General features: G+C 70.7%; 22 protein-coding genes. 13 read left to right on the top strand and 9 right to left on the bottom strand.

Annotated features, from left to right (window positions below; translation table 11 throughout):
• Positions 1-4 precede the first annotated feature (4 nt).
• The 8 genes from CRP50_RS06205 to CRP50_RS06170 all read left to right on the top strand — a co-directional run bounded on the left by CRP50_RS06205 (position 5) and on the right by CRP50_RS06170 (position 6,231).
• Positions 5-1,429 carry a LutB/LldF family L-lactate oxidation iron-sulfur protein gene (locus CRP50_RS06205; protein ID WP_097278115.1) on the top strand — a complete coding sequence of 475 codons (1,425 nt, stop codon included), beginning with the start codon at positions 5-7 and terminating at the stop codon, positions 1,427-1,429.
• 3 nt (positions 1,430-1,432) lie between these two features.
• Positions 1,433-1,921 carry a hypothetical protein gene (locus CRP50_RS06200; protein WP_097278114.1) on the top strand — a complete coding sequence of 163 codons (489 nt, stop codon included), beginning with the start codon at positions 1,433-1,435 and terminating at the stop codon, positions 1,919-1,921.
• Between the two features lie 40 nt (positions 1,922-1,961).
• Positions 1,962-2,636: a LutC/YkgG family protein gene (locus tag CRP50_RS06195; RefSeq protein ID WP_097278113.1), complete on the top strand. Its 675-nt coding sequence runs from the start codon at positions 1,962-1,964 to the stop codon at positions 2,634-2,636.
• Complete coding sequence (locus CRP50_RS06190) at positions 2,623-3,231, top strand: Smr/MutS family protein (RefSeq protein ID WP_097278112.1); 609 nt, start codon at positions 2,623-2,625, stop codon at positions 3,229-3,231. Before CRP50_RS06195 ends, CRP50_RS06190 begins: the two co-directional genes overlap by 14 nt.
• The gene (locus CRP50_RS06185; protein WP_097278111.1) at positions 3,228-3,593 is read left to right on the top strand and encodes a helix-turn-helix domain-containing protein; all 366 of its coding nucleotides are present in this window, start codon (positions 3,228-3,230) and stop codon (positions 3,591-3,593) included. Before CRP50_RS06190 ends, CRP50_RS06185 begins: the two co-directional genes overlap by 4 nt.
• Before the next feature lie 195 nt (positions 3,594-3,788).
• Positions 3,789-4,463 (top strand): LolA family protein, encoded by a 675-nt coding sequence (locus CRP50_RS06180; RefSeq protein ID WP_245913385.1) that lies wholly within the window; start codon positions 3,789-3,791, stop codon positions 4,461-4,463.
• Positions 4,464-4,756: 293 nt separating this feature from the next.
• On the top strand, positions 4,757-5,443 hold the full coding sequence (locus CRP50_RS06175; RefSeq protein ID WP_097278110.1) for a fumarylacetoacetate hydrolase family protein: 687 nt from the start codon (positions 4,757-4,759) through the stop codon (positions 5,441-5,443).
• Positions 5,443-6,231 (top strand): exodeoxyribonuclease III, encoded by a 789-nt coding sequence (locus CRP50_RS06170; RefSeq protein WP_097278109.1) that lies wholly within the window; start codon positions 5,443-5,445, stop codon positions 6,229-6,231. Before CRP50_RS06175 ends, CRP50_RS06170 begins: the two co-directional genes overlap by 1 nt.
• A gap of 18 nt (positions 6,232-6,249) precedes the next feature.
• Here CRP50_RS06170 and CRP50_RS06165 read toward each other — a convergent pair whose 3' ends face one another.
• Entirely contained in the window at positions 6,250-6,717 is a 468-nt protein-coding gene (locus CRP50_RS06165; RefSeq protein WP_097278108.1) for an Rrf2 family transcriptional regulator, read from the bottom strand.
• Between the two features lie 105 nt (positions 6,718-6,822).
• Between CRP50_RS06165 and CRP50_RS06160 the strand changes: the two genes are divergently transcribed.
• Both CRP50_RS06160 and CRP50_RS06155 read left to right on the top strand, forming a co-directional pair.
• Positions 6,823-7,035 (top strand): hypothetical protein, encoded by a 213-nt coding sequence (locus CRP50_RS06160; protein ID WP_097278107.1) that lies wholly within the window; start codon positions 6,823-6,825, stop codon positions 7,033-7,035.
• A gap of 167 nt (positions 7,036-7,202) precedes the next feature.
• Positions 7,203-7,865 carry a helix-turn-helix domain-containing protein gene (locus CRP50_RS06155; protein ID WP_097278106.1) on the top strand — a complete coding sequence of 221 codons (663 nt, stop codon included), beginning with the start codon at positions 7,203-7,205 and terminating at the stop codon, positions 7,863-7,865.
• Here CRP50_RS06155 and CRP50_RS06150 read toward each other — a convergent pair.
• From CRP50_RS06150 to CRP50_RS06125, 6 genes are all read right to left on the bottom strand, one after another.
• The gene (locus CRP50_RS06150) at positions 7,831-8,580 is read right to left on the bottom strand and encodes a proteasome-type protease (protein WP_097278105.1); all 750 of its coding nucleotides are present in this window, start codon (positions 8,578-8,580) and stop codon (positions 7,831-7,833) included. The genes CRP50_RS06155 and CRP50_RS06150 overlap by 35 nt on opposite strands.
• A 34-nt stretch (positions 8,581-8,614) precedes the next feature.
• The gene (locus CRP50_RS06145; RefSeq protein WP_097278104.1) at positions 8,615-9,553 is read right to left on the bottom strand and encodes an alpha-E domain-containing protein; all 939 of its coding nucleotides are present in this window, start codon (positions 9,551-9,553) and stop codon (positions 8,615-8,617) included.
• A gap of 2 nt (positions 9,554-9,555) precedes the next feature.
• Positions 9,556-10,968, bottom strand: coding sequence for a circularly permuted type 2 ATP-grasp protein (locus tag CRP50_RS06140; RefSeq protein ID WP_097278103.1), 1,413 nt, complete (start codon positions 10,966-10,968; stop codon positions 9,556-9,558).
• A 258-nt stretch (positions 10,969-11,226) separates the two neighbouring features.
• Complete coding sequence (locus tag CRP50_RS06135; RefSeq protein WP_097278102.1) at positions 11,227-12,549, bottom strand: NAD(P)H-dependent oxidoreductase; 1,323 nt, start codon at positions 12,547-12,549, stop codon at positions 11,227-11,229.
• A gap of 13 nt (positions 12,550-12,562) precedes the next feature.
• On the bottom strand, positions 12,563-13,372 hold the full coding sequence (locus CRP50_RS06130) for a phytanoyl-CoA dioxygenase family protein (RefSeq protein WP_097278101.1): 810 nt from the start codon (positions 13,370-13,372) through the stop codon (positions 12,563-12,565).
• A gap of 65 nt (positions 13,373-13,437) precedes the next feature.
• Entirely contained in the window at positions 13,438-14,121 is a 684-nt protein-coding gene (locus tag CRP50_RS06125) for a GntR family transcriptional regulator (protein WP_217991997.1), read from the bottom strand.
• Between the two features lie 132 nt (positions 14,122-14,253).
• Here CRP50_RS06125 and CRP50_RS06120 point away from each other — a divergent pair, with 132 nt between their 5' ends.
• On the top strand, positions 14,254-14,691 hold the full coding sequence (locus CRP50_RS06120; RefSeq protein ID WP_097278100.1) for a CBS domain-containing protein: 438 nt from the start codon (positions 14,254-14,256) through the stop codon (positions 14,689-14,691).
• Between the two features lie 30 nt (positions 14,692-14,721).
• Here CRP50_RS06120 and CRP50_RS06115 read toward each other — a convergent pair whose 3' ends face one another.
• Both CRP50_RS06115 and CRP50_RS06110 read right to left on the bottom strand, forming a co-directional pair.
• Positions 14,722-14,982, bottom strand: coding sequence for a hypothetical protein (locus CRP50_RS06115; RefSeq protein ID WP_097278099.1), 261 nt, complete (start codon positions 14,980-14,982; stop codon positions 14,722-14,724).
• Positions 14,979-15,836 (bottom strand): mechanosensitive ion channel family protein, encoded by an 858-nt coding sequence (locus CRP50_RS06110; RefSeq protein ID WP_097278098.1) that lies wholly within the window; start codon positions 15,834-15,836, stop codon positions 14,979-14,981. The genes CRP50_RS06115 and CRP50_RS06110 overlap by 4 nt, the downstream gene beginning before the upstream one ends.
• Before the next feature lie 80 nt (positions 15,837-15,916).
• On the opposite strand from CRP50_RS06110, the gene CRP50_RS06105 reads away from it, so the two are divergent.
• Entirely contained in the window at positions 15,917-16,576 is a 660-nt protein-coding gene (locus CRP50_RS06105) for a DUF6969 family protein (RefSeq protein WP_097278097.1), read from the top strand.
• Positions 16,577-16,655: 79 nt separating this feature from the next.
• Entirely contained in the window at positions 16,656-17,594 is a 939-nt protein-coding gene (locus tag CRP50_RS06100) for a sulfurtransferase (RefSeq protein ID WP_097278096.1), read from the top strand.
• Positions 17,595-17,602: the final 8 nt, after the last annotated feature.

Here is a 17,602-nt window from a genome sequence, read left to right as displayed (position 1 = left end):
CGCCATGAACGCCACGTCGCACCGGTTCAAGCAGAACGCCCACGACGCCATCGCCGACGAGAAGCTGAAGAAGGCGCTGTCCACCATGAAGGTGGGCTTCCGCGAAAAGCGCGCCGCCGCCATCGCCAAGCTGCCGGAATTCGAGGCCCTGCGCGATGCCGGGCGCGACCTCAAGAACCACGTGCTGGAAAACCTCGACCACTACCTGGCGCGGTTCGAGGAACGGGTGATCGAACAGGGCGGCCACGTCCACTGGTGCCGCGATGCCGAGGAGGCGCGCCAGACCATCCTGCGCATCTGCCGCGACAAGGGGGCCAAGACGGTCACCAAGGGCAAGTCCATGATCGCCGAGGAGATCGCCCTCAACCACTTCCTCGAAGAGAAGGGCATCGTTCCGGTCGAGACGGACCTCGGCGAATACATCATCCAGCTGCGCCACGAGCCGCCGAGCCACATCATCGCCCCGGCCATCCACGTGTCGAAGGAAATGGTGGCCGACGCCTTCCGCGAGACCCACAAGCAGTACCCCGCCGACCGCCCGCTGGGCGAGCCGCGCCAGCTGCTCGACGAGGCGCGCGACGTGCTGCGCGGCCAGTTCATCCAGGCCGACGTCGGCATCACCGGCGCCAACATGCTCATCGCCGAGACGGGCTCGACCGTCATCGTCACCAACGAGGGCAACGGCGACCTCACCCAGCTCTTGCCGCGCACCCACATCGTTCTGGCCAGCATCGAGAAGATCGTGCCGACGCTGGACGACGCCTGCACGGTGCTGCGCCTGCTCGCCCGCTCCGCCACCGGGCAGGAGATGAGCAGCTACACCACCTTCTCCACCGGGCCGCGCCGCCCCGAGGACCGCGACGGGCCGGAGGAGTTCCACGTCGTGCTGCTCGACAACGGCCGCTCGGGCATGCTCGGCACCGAGTTCCAGGACATGCTGCGCTGCATCCGCTGTGCGGCCTGCATGAACCACTGCCCGGTCTACGGCTCGGTCGGCGGCCATGCCTACGGCTGGGTCTATCCCGGCCCCATGGGCAGCGTGCTGACGCCGGCGCTGATCGGCATCGAGAACGCCGCGCCGCTGCCGCACGCCTCCACCCTGTGCGGGCGGTGCGAGCAGGTCTGCCCCATGCGCATCCCGCTGCCCAAGATGCTGCGGCACTGGCGCGAGAAGGAATTCGAGCGCAACCTCGCCCCGCCGCGGGTGCGCCAGGCCATGCGCTTCTACGGCTGGATCGCCACCAAGCCCCGCCTGTGGCGGTGGTACACGGCCGCCGCCGCCCGCGTGCTGGCGGCGTGGGCCGGCAAGCGCGGCCGCATCGCCTCCCTGCCCTTCGCCAAGGAATGGACGGCGGTGCGCGACATGCCGGCGCCCGAAGGCGAGACCTTCATGCAGCGCTATGCGCGCGAGCGCCGGGGAGCGCGCTGACGCATGGCCTACGCCGCCCCGCGCCCCAAGCCCAACAAGCGCGACGTCGTGCTGCACGAGCGCCTGCAGGAGGCCTACGACGACGGCCGCCTCATCGTGCACACCGACTTCATGCGCCTGAACCGCACCGACAGCCCGGTGTTCAGCCCGTGGATCAACGTGGTGCCGCTGCTGGCGCTGCTGCTGCTGGCGCTGATCCTGCTGTTCGTCGCGGGGCTGCTGGTGGGCACGGTGGCGCTGGTCTTCGCGGTGCTGGTCTACGTGCTGGCGATCCGGCCGTGGACCGCCAACACCGTCCACAAGCGGGCGCTCGCCTTGATGATGAGCGACGCCGGCTCGTGGATGCGCCTGTGGGCCTTCGGCGGCATCGTGCTGCAACTGTCGGCCAACCCGCGCATCGGCGTCGCCGCGCCGGACGGCGACTGGCGGGCCTTCGCCTCCCGCTACTTCGCCGAGAAGCCGTCGACCGACCGCGGCCTGTCCATCGCCTGACCGCCCCGCCCCTTTCCGCCCGAGCAAGAGCCGCCAGCCCATGTCCAGCGACGCCCGCACCCACATCCTGACCCGCATCCGCCGCTCGCTCGGCCGCGGCGAGCTGCCGCCGGCGGCGCAGGAGACGCTCGACGCCCGCCTCGCCGCGCCGCGCCCCGGCATCGTCCCGGCCCGCGCCAAGGGCGACCGGCGCGAACTGGTGGAGCGCTTCGTCACCATGGCCGAGGCGGCGGCGGCCAGCCTCGACCGCATCGACGGGCCGGACGCGCTGCCCCGCGTGGTGGCGGAATGGCTCGCCCGCCACAACCTGGCGCCCGAGGTGGTGGCCGCCCCCGACGCCAGCCTCGACGTGCTGGAGGGCCGCGGCACCCTGACGGTCAAGCGCGGCGTCGCCCATCCGGCCGACCAGGTGAGCGTCACCCCCTGCTTCGCCGGCGTCGCCGAGACGGGCACGCTGGTGCTGGTCTCCGGCCCCGAGACGCCGACCAGCCTCAACTTCCTGCCGGACAACCACGTCGTCGTCGTGCGCGCCAGCCAGATCGTCGGCGGCTACGAGGAGATGTGGGCCTACCTGCGCGACGCCGGCGCCACGCCGCGCACCGTCAACATGATCACCGGGCCGTCGCGCACCGGCGACATCGAACAGACCATCCAGCTGGGCGCCCATGGGCCGCGCCGGCTGCATATCGTGCTGATCGACGATGAGGCGGCCTAGACGCGCCCGCAGCCTGACGCCCGACGAGGCGGAGCTGTGGCGCGCCGTGATGAAGGATGCCGCGCCGCTGCCCAAGCGGCGTGTCCGCAAGCCGACGCGCGACGTGCCCTTCGGCGAATCGACGCCGGAACCGCCGCCGCCCGAGCCGCCGGCCATCCCGCCGATCCCCAAGCCGGCGCCCAAGACGCGCATCCGCCCGCCCGAGCCGCCGCCGCCGCCCACGCCGACCAGCCGGCCGCATGCCCTGGCGCACGGCGAGACGGCCGGCATCGACCGCCGCACCGCCGGCCGCTTCACCCGCGGCCGCATGGAGATCGACGGCCGCATCGACCTGCACGGCATGACGCAGGAGACGGCGCACCGGGCGCTGTGCGCCTTCCTCGCCCGCGCCCATGACCGCGGCAGCCGCTGCGTCATCGTGGTCACCGGCAAGGGCTCGCGCGGCGGCGAGGGCGGCGGCGTGCTGCGCCGCATGGTGCCCATGTGGCTGAACGAGCCGGGCCTGCGCACGCGCATCCTCAGCTTCACCCACGCCCAGCCGCAGCACGGCGGCGAAGGTGCGCTCTACGTCCTGCTGAAGCGGCACCGGGCATGACCCCCTTCGGGCGCCGCATGCGGGAACTGCGCGAGGCGCGCGGCATCACCCTCAAGTCCATGGCGGCGGAGCTGGGCGTCACCGCCGCCTACCTGTCGGCGCTGGAACACGGTCACCGCGGCAAACCGGGGCCGGGGCTGGTCATGCAGATCTGCGGCATGCTCGGGCTCATCTGGGACGAGGCGGAGGAGCTGAAGCGCCTCGCCGACCTGTCGCAGCCCAAGGTCACCCTCGACACCGGCGGGCTGAGCCCGCTCGCCACCGAGTTCGTCAACCGCTTGGCGAGCCGCCTGCGCCACCTGGACGACCAGACGTTGACCGAGATGCTGGAACGACTGGAGCCGAAACGGCGTTCGAGTTGACGGCGCCAGCGCCTGGGCGAGTTGACGGCGCCAGCGCCTGGGCGAGTTGACGGCGCCAGCGCCTGGGCGAGTTGACGGCGCCAACGCCTGGGCGAGTTGACGGCGGCACCGCCTCACCTTCGCCATGGTCGCGGGCGATGGTATGCCCTATGTAGCCCCTGACCCACGCCCGGGCGCCACACGGAGGACGATGGTTTGAAGACGGTTCTGACGCGCATGACCACGGCGGCCGCGGTCGCCCTGACCCTGGCAACGGGCGCGGCGGCCCTGGGGCTGCCCGGCGCGCCGGCCCAGGCGGTGGTGAAGACCGACACCTCGCCGGCCGAGCAGGACGTGCTGGCCCAGGCCGAACGCTACCTCAACGGCATCGATACCCTGCAGGCCCGCTTCCTGCAGCTGTCCTCGACCGGCAACTCGGTGGAAGGCGACGTCTTCATGGACCGCCCCGGCCGCATGCGCCTGGAATACGAGGGCATGCCCATCCTCATGGTCGCCAACGGCCGTCATCTCATCTATGTCGACCAGGAACTGGACCAGGTGAGCTACCTCGGCCTCGACCAGACGCCGGTCGGTGTGCTGCTGCGCCCGAACGTCAGCTTCCAGGACGACGACATCACCGTCACCGACGTGCGCCGCGGCGCCAACGTGGCCGAGATCGACGTGGTGCAGACCAAGGATCCCGGCGCCGGCCAGCTGACCCTGGTGTTCACGGAGAAGCCGTTCGAGCTGCGCCAGTGGCGCGTGCGCGACGCCCAGAACGTGGAAACCGCCGTGTCGCTGTTCAACACCCGCACGGGCATGGAGCTGCCGGGCAGCCTGTTCGACTACAACGAGAAGGTCGACCCGCTGAACCCCATGGGCAGGAAGTAGGGGCGGCGAAAAAGGGCGCAGGATCAACGGCCTCGGCCTATGAAAAAAGTTATATCCGACGTCCGATGAAGGTCTTGCGGTTTCCTGTTCCGTTCCCCACATCACTCTTGCCCGGTGAGCTTCCCCCCCTCGTTCACCGGGTGGAGAGCCGGCAATCCCCCCTGCCGTCTCTCTCCCCTCGGCTCAATGAGCCTGGCGCCCGGTCCGGATCCCCCCCTGGACCGGGCGCTTCCCTTTTCGGCCCCCGCTGCTGCTATACTCCCGCCCCCACCGTTCACCTGGGAGATCCCCCCGTGGCTTTCGTCGTCCCCGCGCCCGCCGTGCCCGCCGTTCCCGTGGAAGGGAGCGACGACGTCTTCCCCGTCCGCCGCATCTTCTGCGTCGGCCGCAACTACGCCGCCCATGCCCGCGAGATGGGCGCCAACCCGGACGCCGAGCCGCCGTTCTTCTTCACCAAGCCGGCCGATGCCGTGGTGCCCATGGGCGGCCGCGTGCCCTATCCGCCGGCGACGTCCGACCTGCACCACGAGGTCGAGCTGGTGGTGGCGCTCGCCAAGGGCGGCTCCGACATCGCGCCGGAAGCGGCGCTCGACTGCGTCTACGGCTATGCCGTCGGCATCGACCTGACCCGCCGCGACCTGCAGGCGGCCGCCAAGAAGGGCGGCAAGCCGTGGGATATGGCCAAGGGTTTCGACGCCTCGGCGCCGATCTCGGCCATCCGCGCGGTCGCCCGCTGCGGCCATCCGGCCGACGGCGCCGTGACCCTGAGCGTCGACGGCGTCACCCGCCAGAGCGGCGACCTCGCCGACATGATCTGGTCGGTGCCGGCCATGATCGCCTACCTGTCGACGCTGGTCATCCTGCAGCCCGGCGACCTGATCTTCACCGGCACGCCGGAAGGCGTCGGCGCCGTCGCCCGCGGCCAGACCATGGTGGCGTCGGTGGAAGGCGTCGGCGAGCTGACGGTGACCATGGCCTGATGAAGATCGTCACCTGGAACGTCAACTCGATCCGTCTGCGCATCGACCTGCTGGAGCGCCTGACGGACGAGATGGCGCCCGACGTGGTCTGCCTGCAGGAGACCAAGTGTCCCGACGACCTGTTCCCGCACGAGGCGCTCACGCGCCTCGGGTGGGAGCACGTCGCCTGCCACGGCCAGAAGGGCTACAACGGCGTCGCCATCCTGTCGCGCCGGCCGCTGCGGGAGGTGCGCACCCAGGCGTGGTGCGAGCGGCCCGACTGCCGCCACATCATCGCCGAGGTGGACGGGATGGAGGTCCACAGCCTCTACATCCCGGCCGGCGGCGACGAGCCGGACCCGGCGAAGAACCCCAAGTTCGCCAACAAGCTGCGCTTCCTCGACGAGTTGACGGAGTGGTTCGCCGCCACCTACGGCCCGCGCGACCCGCTGGTGCTGGCCGGCGACTTCAACGTGGCGCCGCTGCCGACCGACGTGTGGGACCACAAGAAGCTGCTGAAGGTGGTCACCCACACGCCCATGGAGACGACGCGCCTCGCCCTGCTGCAGCAGACGCTGGACTGGGTGGACACGACGCGCGCCTTCGTGCCGGCCGACGAACACGTCTTCACGTGGTGGAGCTACCGCGCCGCCGACTGGCGCGGCGCCAACAAGGGGCGCCGGCTGGACCACGTGTGGGTGACACCCGCCCTCGCCCCGCGCCTGACGGGCTGGGAGGTCCACGTCGACGCCCGCGACTGGCCGCAGCCGAGCGACCACGCGCCGGTGGCGGCGGTGCTGGCGGACTGAGGGCCGGCGCCCCCGCCCCTACCCCGCCAGTTGCAGCAGCGCGTCCAGGTCGTCGGGGCGGTCGACCACGTCGGCCAGGGTGTAGCCGTCGAGCACCGCCAGGAAGGCCTCCTGCGCCTGCCGCAGCACGCCCTTCAGCCGGCAGGCGGGGGCGATGCGGCAGGTGTTGGTCTCTGGCCGGAAGCACTCCACCAGGTCGCGACCGTCTTCCAGCGCGCGCACCAGGACGCCGATGTTGATCTCGGCCGCCGGCACCGCCAGGCGCAGGCCGCCGCCGCGGCCGCGCAGGCCTTCCACCACGCCGGCCCGCGTCAGGTCGTTGGCGACCTTCATCAGGTGGTTGCGCGAAATGCCGTAGCGCTCCGCCACCTCGCGGATGGTGATGGTGTCGGCCGCCGCGCCGCCGTCGCGCGCCGCGCGGCGCGCCGTCAGCGCCAGCGTGATGAGCAGGCGCAGGGCATAATCGGTGTGTTGCGTCAGGCGCATGGCTCTCCCGTCCGGCACGCGGGGTAAGATGCATCCGCCATATTGCTTTCCCGGCGGCCCGCCTTAAATATGTATCGTAAATTCATCTTTAAAGGGGCAAGCGCCATGATCGAGATCGTGCTCGTCAGCCTGGTGGCCCTGGTCGGCCTGTTCTTCGCCGCCCTGTTCACCGGCGCCGCCTATTTCGCCGGCGCCGGCAAGCGCTGGAGCCCCGACATGCCGGGCCGCATCTACGGCTGGTTCGCCCGCGGCGTGCTGTCCTTCGGCCTCATCGCGCTCACCGTCCTCACCGCGGTGGAGATCGGCGGCCTCTCCTGAGGCGAGGTCGCCGGCTTCGTTCTCGTCGGCAGCCTCCCCGCCCTGTTCGCTCTGCCGGCGAAAGACTACGCCGACTATCACCGACCACGGGTCCTGCCCATGGGGCGCCTCGACTCCATGCGCAACCAGGGCTTGATTTGTGCCGCCGATGGGAGGACTGTCGGCGCATGGACGAGGACGAGATCACCGCTGCGGCGGCCGGAGTGGACGACCGCATCGCCCGCCGCCTGCGGCAGCGGCGGGAAGCCCTCGGCCTCGGCGAGGCGGAGGCGGCGGCGCGCATCGGCATCACCCGCGCCAAGCTGGTGCGCATCGAATCGGGCCGCAGCCACCCGACCACCGTCCTGCTCGGCCGCATCTGCACCGCCCTCGGCCTGACCATGACGTCGGTCATGAGCCCCGACGACCCCGCCGCCGCATCCGACACCGCGCCGGAAGACGCCGCCGCGCCCGGCGGCAGCACGGTGCTGCGCCGCATCGACCAGCCGGTGTGGCACGACCCGGGCAGCGGCTACAGCCGCCGCATCCTGTCGCCCTCCGGCACCGGCTCGCCGCTCGAGATCGTCGAGATCGAGTTCCCGCCTTATGCCGACGTCACCTACGGCCCGACCGGCGCCTTCGGCACCACCCAGCATCTGGTGGTGCTGGACGGCGCACTGACGGTCACCGTCGGCGGCCGCACCCACCACCTGGACGCCGGTGACTGCCTGCACATGTGCCTCGCGGGCGGCGGGACCGTGCACAACCCCGGCCCGGCGCCCTGCCGCTACATGGTGGTGCTGGAGCGGGGGCTGGCTATTCGTCCAGCCGCGGATCGATCAGCTGGCTGAACAGCCGCCGCACGCCGTCGCCCCACTGCTTGCGCAGGCCCATCATGTAGGGGTCGTCCTCGCCGATGGAGCGGCGGTGGAACACGCGGTGCGCGTCGGTCTTGGCCACCAGCACGTCGATGGGCAGGCCGACCGACAGGTTGGAGCGCATGGTGCTGTCCATGGACACCAGCGCGCACTTCACCGCTTCCGGCAGCGGCGTGTCGGGCGCGATGACGCGGTCGAGGATGGGCTTGCCGTACTTGGTCTCGCCGATCTGGAAGAAGGGCGTCAGCGGCCCGGCCTCGATGAAGTTGCCGGCGGCGTAGATGAGGAACAGCCGCATGGGGCCGCCCTTGACCTGACCGCCCAGGATGAAGCTGGCGATGAAGTCGGCGCCGTGCTGCTGCAGCGAACCGGCGTCGTTGTCGTAGACCTTGCGCACCGCCTCGCCCACCAGCTTGGCGGCGGCGTGCATGCCGGGCACGGTGAGCAGGGTCGAGCCCTTCTTGCGCTTCTCGCCGCCGGGCAGGCGGATCTGGTCGTCGAGCTGGCTCGCCACCGCCTGGGTGATGGCGAGGTTGCCCGACGACAGCAGCACGATGATGCGCTCCCCCGGCTTCTCCCACACCCGCATCTTGGAGAAGGTGGAGATGTGGTCGACGCCGGCGTTGGTGCGGCTGTCGGACGCCATCACGAGGCCGTCGTTCAGGAGGAGGCCGAGGCAGTAGGTCATCGGTCGGGGGTCTTTGCGAGAAGAGGCGCGGCCGTCAGGCCACCAGCAGGAAGTCGCGGGCGATTTCCGCGCTCAGGGCCGAGTTCTTGTTGATGAACTCGGTCAGGAAGCGGTGCAGGCCCCGGCGGGTGATATCCTCGGTCCGCGTGTAGTGCAAGCGGGCGTGCATCTCGCCGGCCTTGCGCGTGCATTCGAGCTTCGGCCCGAGCAGTTCGAGCTGCTGGTGCACCACGTCGTAGCAGGCGTGCAGCGAGCGCGGGAACTCCTGCCGCAGGATCAGCAGTTCCGCCACGTTGCGCGGCTTGATGCTGTCGCGGTAGATGAGCCGGTAGGCCTTGAAGGCCGACAGCGAGCGCAGCAGCGCCCCCCACTGGTAGTAGTCCACCGCCTCGTCGATGCGCGCCTCGTCGGGGGCCAGCACGTGGTACTTCACGTCGAGCAGGCGGGCGGTGTTGTCGGCGCGCTCCACGAAGGTGCCGAGGCGGGTGAAGTAGAACCCCTCGTTCTGCAGCATGGTGCCGACGGTGGTGCCGCGGAACAGGGCGGAGCGGTCCTTCACCCAGTCGAAGAAGTCGCGGAAGCCGGTGTCGAGGAGGTGCGAATACTGCATCTCCTTGATCTCCAGCCACGCCGAGTTCAGGCACTCGAACATCTCCGACGGGATGGCGTTGCGCTCGGCGCGGGCGTTCTCGCGGGCGGAGCGCAGGGAGCTGTAGATGGACGACGGGTTTTCCGGGTCCAGCGCCATGAAGGCGATGACGGCGCCGGCGGTGATGGACTGCTGGCGGTCCTCGTACAGCGGGCGCTGGCCGGCGATGATGAGGGCGGGCAGCCACTGCGACGATCCATCCTCGCCGTCGGCGGCGGGCAGCTGGCTCATGCGGTGGCTGACGTCGAGGATGCGGGCCATGTTCTCGGCCCGCTCCACGTAGCGCGCCATCCAGTACAGGTTGTCGGCGGTACGGCTCAGCATGCTCAGCGCTCCAGAACCCAGGTGTCCTTGGTGCCGCCGCCCTGCGACGAGTTCACCACCAGCGAGCCCTCGCGCATGGCGACGCGCGTCAGGCCGCCCGGCACCACCGTGATGTCCTCGCCATAGAGGACGAAGGGTCGCAGGTCGACGTGGCGCGGCGCGATGCCCTGCTCCACGAAGGTCGGGCAGGTGGACAGCGCCAGCGTCGGCTGGGCGATGAACATGCCGGGGTCCTTCAGGATGCGCTGGCGGTAGGCGCTGATCTCCTCCCGCGAGGCCTTCGGGCCGACCAGCATGCCGTAGCCGCCGGAGCCGTGGACTTCCTTCACCACCAGCTCGCCCAGGTGGTCGAGCACGTACTTGCGGTCGTCGTCGCGGTTGAGGTGGTAGGTGGGCACGTTGGCGAGGATCGGCTCCTCGCCCAGGTAGAAGCGGATCATCTCCGGCACGTAGTCGTAGATCGCCTTGTCGTCGGCGATGCCGGTGCCGACGGCGTTGGCGAGCGTCACCCGTCCCTTGCGGTAGGCCTGGAACAGGCCGGGCACGCCGAGCATGCTGTCCTTGCGGAAGACGCGCGGGTCGAGGAAGTCGTCGTCGATGCGGCGGTAGATGACGTCGACGCGCTTCGGCCCTTCGACGGTGCGCATGTAGACCGTGTCGTCCTCGACGAACAGGTCCTGCCCCTGCACCAGGTCGACGCCCATCTCGTCGGCCAGGAAGGCGTGCTCGAAGTAGGCGCTGTTGTACTGGCCCGGCGTCAGCACCACCACCGTCGGGTTCTCGACGTGGGCGGGGGCGGAGAAGCGCAGGTTCTGCACCAGCTGGTTGGGGTAGTGGTTGACCGGCGCCACCGCGTGGATGTCGAACAGGTCGGGGAACAGCCGCATCATGATCTCGCGGTTCTCCAGCATGTAGGAGACCCCCGAGGGCGTGCGCAGGTTGTCCTCCAGCACCGAGAAGCTGTTCTCGCCGGTGCGCACGATGTCGACGCCGGCGATGTGGACATAGATGCCCTTGGGCGGCGTGAAGCCGGCCATTTCCTTGCGGTACTGTTCGTTCTGGCTGACCAGCCGCTCCGGCACCTTGCCGGCGCGGACGATCTCCTGCCCGTGGTAGACGTCGGCGATGAAGGCATTGAGCGCCTTCACCCGCTGGCAGACGCCGTTGGACACCGTCTTCCACTCGTTCTTCGACAGAATCCGCGGGATGATGTCGAACGGGATGAGCCGTTCCTTGCCCGAGGTGTCGCCGTAGACGGCGAAGGTGATGCCGATGCGGCGGAACAGCATGTCCGCCTGCCTGTGGCGCCGGGCCAACACGTCGGCCGGCTGATGTTTCAGCCACGCATCATAGGTCTGGTAGGGTTCCCGGATGGCTCCGTCGGGAGACATCTCGTCGAAAGCAGCCTTGGCCATGCTCCCCCTTTCGAGGCATCGCTATCACCGCACTGCAACGAGTTTGGAGCCATTTCGAAGGTCTTGTCACGCGCCCTTTGCACAGGCGCTGAACAAATCGGCCTTATGCCCATGCCGCGGGCAGATTGCCTACGGCGGTGCCGAGAAAGCGAGCGAACCGCCGCCGCACCGCCCCCGCCGCCCGCGCAAGACACGGACGGCGCGGGCGCGACGCGGCGCGACTCGGCGCGAACGCTCGCGCCGAGTGAGCGCCCCCCGTCACTCGGCCACGGCGGCGACGGGCGCGAAGGCCCGTTCCATGGCACGGCGCACGGCGAAGGCGCCGGCCTCCCGCGCCTCGACGTCGGCCCAGCCGACGATGGCCCCGGCCGGCACGTCGCGCACCAGCTTCACCCCATGGGCGAGGCCGATGGGCAGGCAACCTTCACGCAGCGAGCGCTCAGCCGGGATCAGGCGGCCCCAGACCGTGTAGCCGCCCTCGCCGTCGAGGGTCTCGCCGGCCTTCAGGGCCCGCTTGGCCACCGCCACGGCGTCGCCGCGGAAGCCGCGCGTCTGCCCCGTCGGCTCGCCGCGCAGGGCGGCCGACAGGACCGAGATGCCGAGTTCCAGGCCGATCAGGTGATAGGGCTTGTACATGGCGGCGTAGCGCCCGGAGGCGTCGGTCTTCAGGCCGTACTGCGTGAAGCAGGCGCGGGCGTAGTCGTTGGGCGCCTCGATCACCACGTAGACGCCCCACCGCAGGTCGCGGAACACGGGCCGGCCGTCGCGTTCGAGGGACGACACCACCTCCACCATGCCCGGCCCCTGCAGCACGCCGCCCTCGCTGCGCGGGCGCAGGACGTGCGGCAGGTCGTCGACGCCGCAGGGCGGGAACAGCAGGCCGTCGGCGGGCACGTCCATGTCGCAGGCATTGGCGATGGCCGCCATCTCGATGGCCGACTTGGTGCCGTCGAGGAAGCTGTTGAACATCTGCGGGTTCATGCCGCCGCGCTTCGCTTCCTCGGGCGTCAGGCCGTAGTGCTGCCACACGTCGTCGGGAGTGACGGCGTGATAGGCCGGCAGGTACTTGGTGCCCTTGCCGGCGGCGACGACGCGGAACCCGGCGGAGCGCGCCCAGTCCACCAGTTCCGACGTCAGCGCCGGCTGGTCGCCGTAGGCCATGGAGTAGACGACGCCCATGGTGCGCGCTTCCTCCGCCAGCAGCGGCCCGGCGAGCACGTCGGCCTCGACGTTCACCATGACCACGTGCTTGCGGGCGGCGATGGCGGCGCGGGCGTGGACGATGCCGGCGGCGGGGTGGCCCGTCGCCTCCACCACCACTTCGACGTCGGGATGGTCCGCCGCCGCGCCGCCGTCGGTGACGAAGTCGGTGGCGGCGATGCGGTCTTCGGTCCACCCCACCGACCGGCAGGCGGCGCGCGCCCGCTCGGGGTCGAGGTCGGCGATGACGCGAACCTCGAGCCCCGGCGTGGTCGGCACCTGGCAGAGGAACATGGAGCCGAACTTGCCGGCGCCGATGAGCGCCACCCCGACGGGGCGGCCGGCGGCGGCGCGGGCCTTCAACAGATGATGCAGGTTCATGCGGTCGGGCTCCTCATTCCGCGGCGTGCTGGCCGGCGGCGCGCTGGCGGGCGAACTGCAGCAGGGCGTCGTCGGCGACGCATTCGATGGGCGCGAAGTCCTGGTGGGCGATCCACTCCTTGCGCGTCGGCGTGCGGATGTAGTTGGAGACGCTGTTCAGCGTCAGGTAGACGATCTTGCGCGGGTAGGGCGTGATGTTGCCGGCCGAGCCGTGCACCAGGTTGCCGTGGAACATGAGCACGGCGCCCGGCTTGCCGGTCGGCGCCACGATGCCGCCTTCGGCCACCAGGTCGGTCACCGTCTGCTTGTCGAGCGTCCACAGCGGGTAGGAGGTGGTCTCCAGGTCGTGGCCGGCGTTGAGCACGCCGTGGCGGTGGCTGCGCGGAATGATCATGAGCGGCCCGTTGATGGGCATCACCTCGTCGATGAAGACCGAGATGTTCATGGCCCGCGGCTCGGGCATGCCGTCGTCGCGCGCCCAGGTGCCGTAGTCCTGGTGCCACTGCCAGACCTCGCCGTCGAAGGCCGCCTTGGCGTTCACCTTGTACTGGTGCATGTAGAGCTTTTCGCCGAACACCTGCTCCACCGGCTCGATGAGCCGCGGATGGGCGCCGAGGATGCGGAAGGCCTCGTTGTAGCGGTGGGCGGCGAAGGCGGTGCGGGCGGCGCCGCTTTTCTCGCGCCACACTTCCTCGCGCGGGCTGGCGTAGACGGCTTCGGCCTCGGCGCGCAGGGCCTCCACCTCTTCGGCCGAAAACACGTCGGGGAGGAAGATGTAGCCGAGGTCGTTGAACTGTTCGAGCTGCTGGTCGGTCAGACGCATGGACGTATCTCCCGTTCTAGGCTCCGTTGCGGAGGCGAAGCGGCCGCAGGCATCGTTGGTCTTGCTTATGCCGCCTGCGGCCGGGTGAGCCGGCGCACGGTCTCCGCCGCCGCCCGGCCGGTATGGGATTGCGCGGCCTCGGCCGCCGCCGGGGCGTCGCCGCGCAGGATTGCGGCGGCGATGGCGGCGTGCTCGCGCCACACCACCGGCCGTTCCTCCGGGTGCGCCAGCACCAGCGCCATGGACCGCTTGAGGTGCAGCCATTGCGCCGCCACCGTCTCCTCGATGGCGGTATTGCCCGCCAGCCGGTAGACGGCGGTGTGGAAGGCGACGTCCGCCGCCACCAGGGCGAGGCGGTCGGCGCCGTCGTCGAGGGCGGCACCGGCCGCGACCGACGCCTCCAGGGCGGCGCGATCGGCGGCCGGCGCCGCGCCCGCCGCCACCCGCTCCGCCGCCAGCCGGGCGGCCAGGGCGTCGAGGGCGGTGCGGACCTGATAGATGTCGCGGATGCGCGAGGGCCGCAGCGGCGCCACCACCAGGCCGCGGCGCCCGGTTTCCTCCACCAGCCCCTGGCGCTTCAGCACCTGCAGGGCGTGGCTGACCGGCTGGCGCGAGACGCCGAGGCGGTCGGCCAGCTCGTTCTGGCGGATGCGCTCGCCGGCGGGCAGGCGCCCGGCGATGATGGCGTCCACCAGCCGGTCGTAGACCTGGTCGATGAGGCTCGGCTGGCCGGGCAGCGGGTCCATCATGGGGCGGCACCTCCGTCTGCATACGGAATTCCGAATTCCCGACGATCATGCTCTGGCATGGCCCGCCCTTCAACCCCAATCTCCTTGGGATGCGGCCGTCACGAGCCGCCCCCACCGGAGGAGGCGCCACCCATGCTCATCCGCTCCATCCTCGAGGCGAAGGGCACCACCGTCGCCACGACCCGCAGTTCGGCCACCGTGCGCGACGCCGTCATGACCATGCGCGAACTCGGCATTTCCGCCCTGGTGGTGTCGGACGCCGAGCGCCGCATCGACGGCATCGTGTCCGACCGCGGCATCATCCGCGCGCTCGCCGACAAGGGCGTCGGCATCATGGACAATCCGGTGACCGAGGTGATGACCCGCCAGGTCGTCACCTGCGGCCCGGAAGACCACGTGACGGCGGTGATGAACCTGATGAGCGAACGGCGCATCCGCCACATCCCCGTGGCCGACGGCGACGGCCTGCTGGCCGGGCTCGTGTCCATCGGCGACGTGGTGAAGCACCGCATCGACGAGATCCGCGACGAGGCGGAGCACATGCGGGACTACATCACCAACGCCCGCTGAGGGGCGCGGCGGGAGGGGCCACTGCCCCCCCTACCCGGCGAACAGGCCGACGGCGAAGCGCAGAGCCACCAGGGCGGAGGACGCCGCCGTCGCCAGCGCGGCGCGGCGGTTGAGCAGGTTGCTGCGGTTGATGCCGACCACCAGCCGGTTGAAGTCGAGCGCGTCCAGCTCCTCGTCGCGCGACACCCGCCGCTGCGGCCGCGCCCCGGCCAGGTACCACAGCCAGGCCGCCACCAGGGCCGCGAGCGCGGCGCAGGCTTCGGTCAGCGTGAGGAAGAGGCCGAGGCTCATGCCGCCGCCCCCTGGCGCTTTTCCGCCTGCGCGAGGTCGTGCAGTTCGGCCATGACCTCCTGCACGATGGCGTGCTCCAGCGCCTCGGCCTGCGCCGTCGGCACGAACAGGGTGACGGTGGCGCGGTAGCGGCCCATGTCCGTCGTGCCGAAGGTGACCGCCGGTTCCGCCTCGTTGAGGTCGACGCCGCTGCGCCGCTCGATCTGGGCGTTGGCCCGCCGCGCCTCGTCGCGGAAGGGGGCGACGTGGCGCTCCACCACCGACCGGATGCGCGCCTCGTGGCGGAACAGGTTGAGGTGCGGCTCCACCGTCATGGCGAAGGTGTGGAAGGTGAAGCTGCGCAAGAGGTTGTGGTTGCGGATGGGCGCCGACAGGAACAGCGAGTTCGGCACCACCACCGTGCGCCCGGTGTAGTGCCAGCCCTGGCCGCCGCCGCCCAACTCCTGCAGGGTGGTGACGAACAGGCTGTGGTCGGTGACCTCGCCGCGCAGGCCCGCCACCTCGATCCAGTCGCCGACCGAGAAGGCCCGCGACGACGCCCGCATGACCGAGCCGGAGATGCACAGGATCAGCTCCTTGGTCGCCACCACGATGGCGACCGCCACGGCCGTCAGCGACAGGGCCAGCGTGCGCAGCTGCGGCGCCCAGATGAGCACCAGCCCCACCACCAGCACGAACAGCACCAGGTTCTTCACGTTGGCGATCCACCGCCGCTGCACATGCGCCGGCACCTCCGCCCGGCGGCGGACGAGGCGCACCGCCAAAAGGCGCGCCACCAGCAGCAGCACGAGCAGCAGCAGCGACCCGAACAGGTCGAACACGAGCGGGTTGGAGAGATCGACGGCGAAGGGCATGGGTCTTCCGGCGGGGCTGTCGGCGGCGGGCGTTGGTCCCTAAGGTAGAGGCCCCGCCGCCGTCCCGCCAGGAGTGACCGATGATCGACGCCGAAGAGCTTGCCGACGCCGCCGCCGAAGTGGTGGACTGCATGCGCGTGCTGGCCAAGGGCGGCAGCAGTCTGGTGCTGGAGGCCATCGGCGGGCGCGACTTCGTGCAACTGGACCACTACCCGCCCGGCGACGTCATCGACCCGGAGACCCACGGCCAGATGTACTTCCACGCCCATCCGCCGTCGCCGGCGCGGCAGGCGGACTTCGGCCACTTCCACTGCTTCTTCCGGCGCGAGGGGCTGGCGGGCGCGGCGCCGCTCGACCATCCCGGAAACCCGACCGACCGCCCGACGGCGCACGTCATCGCCGTCTCCATGGACGCCCACGGCCGCCCGACGGCCCTGTTCACCACCAACCGCTGGGTGACCGACGAGACGCTGGTGCCGGCCGAGGCCCTGATCGCCGCCCTGCCCCGCTTCGCCATCGACCTCGCGCATCCGTCGTGGCCGGTGAACCGCTGGATCACGGCGCTCGTCACCCTCTACCGCGCCGAGATCGCCGACCTGCTGCGCGCCCGCGACTCGGTGCTGGCCGCCGGTCCCGCCGACCTGCCGGAGGACCGCGCGGTGGAGGTGCTGTCGCACCGGCCCATGGACCTGGAGGCCAAGCTGGCCGAGGTGCGGCGGCTGGTCGGATTGCACGGCTAAATTATGTTATTTTATGTGATTTGACATCGGCTCGTGTCGTAATTAGATCCATTCCACGTTTGGAACGGAGACACCAGCCATGCGCACGCTCATTCTCGTTGCCGCCGCCTCCCTCGCCGCCGTCGGGTCCGCCCAGGCGGCCGGACTCACCGACCGCCCGCTGGTCGACGCCGCGTGGCTCGACCAGCATCTGGGCAACGAGCGCCTGGTGGTGCTCGACATCCGCGACACGCCCAAGGACGCCGCCGACCTCTACGCCGCCGGCCATGTGCCGGGCGCCGTCGCCGCGCCCTACGCCACCTACGGCTGGCGCGCCGAGGTGAACGGCACGCCGGGCATGCTGCCGGCGGTCGAGACGCTGGAGCAGAAGATCGGCGCGCTCGGCATCGACCCCGACACCCACGTCGTCATCGTGCCTGCGGGCGAGACCGCCACCGACTTCGGCAGCGCCACCCGCGTCTACTGGACCTTCAAGGTGCTGGGCCACGACGAGGTGTCGATCCTGGAAGGCGGCCACAAGGGCTGGACCGCCGCCGGCAAGCCCGTCTCCACCGACGCCGTGAGCCCGGCCGCCGCCGCCTTCAAGGCCGAGTTCCGCCCGCAGCTGCTGGCCTCCGCCGCCGACGTGAAGGCCGCCATGGACAGCCCGGTGGAGCTGGTCGACGCCCGTCCGACCGCCCAGTACCTGGGCCAGCAGACGGCGCCGGTCGCCAAGGCGCCGGGCACCATTCCGGGCGCCGCCAACATCGCCAACGACCTGTTCTACGACGGCAAGTCGGGCAAGTTCGCCGACAAGGCCGCCATCGACACCCTGCTGGAGCAGGTGGGTATCGCCAAGGACGCGCCGCAGATCGCCTTCTGCAACACCGGCCACTGGGCGTCGGTGGCGTGGTTCGGCCTGAGCGAGGTCGCCGGCAAGCAGAACGTCAGCATGTACGACGGCTCGCTGGCCGAATGGACCAAGGACGCCGCCAACCCCATGGTCGTCTACGGCGCCACCCCGGCCGCCGCCAACTGAGGCCCGAC

This window comes from Caenispirillum bisanense, assembly GCF_900230255.1.
GTDB lineage: Bacteria > Pseudomonadota > Alphaproteobacteria > Rhodospirillales > Rhodospirillaceae > Caenispirillum > Caenispirillum bisanense_A.
Note: the sequence above shows the minus strand (reverse complement) of the source record. Positions and strands in the feature narration are given on the sequence as shown.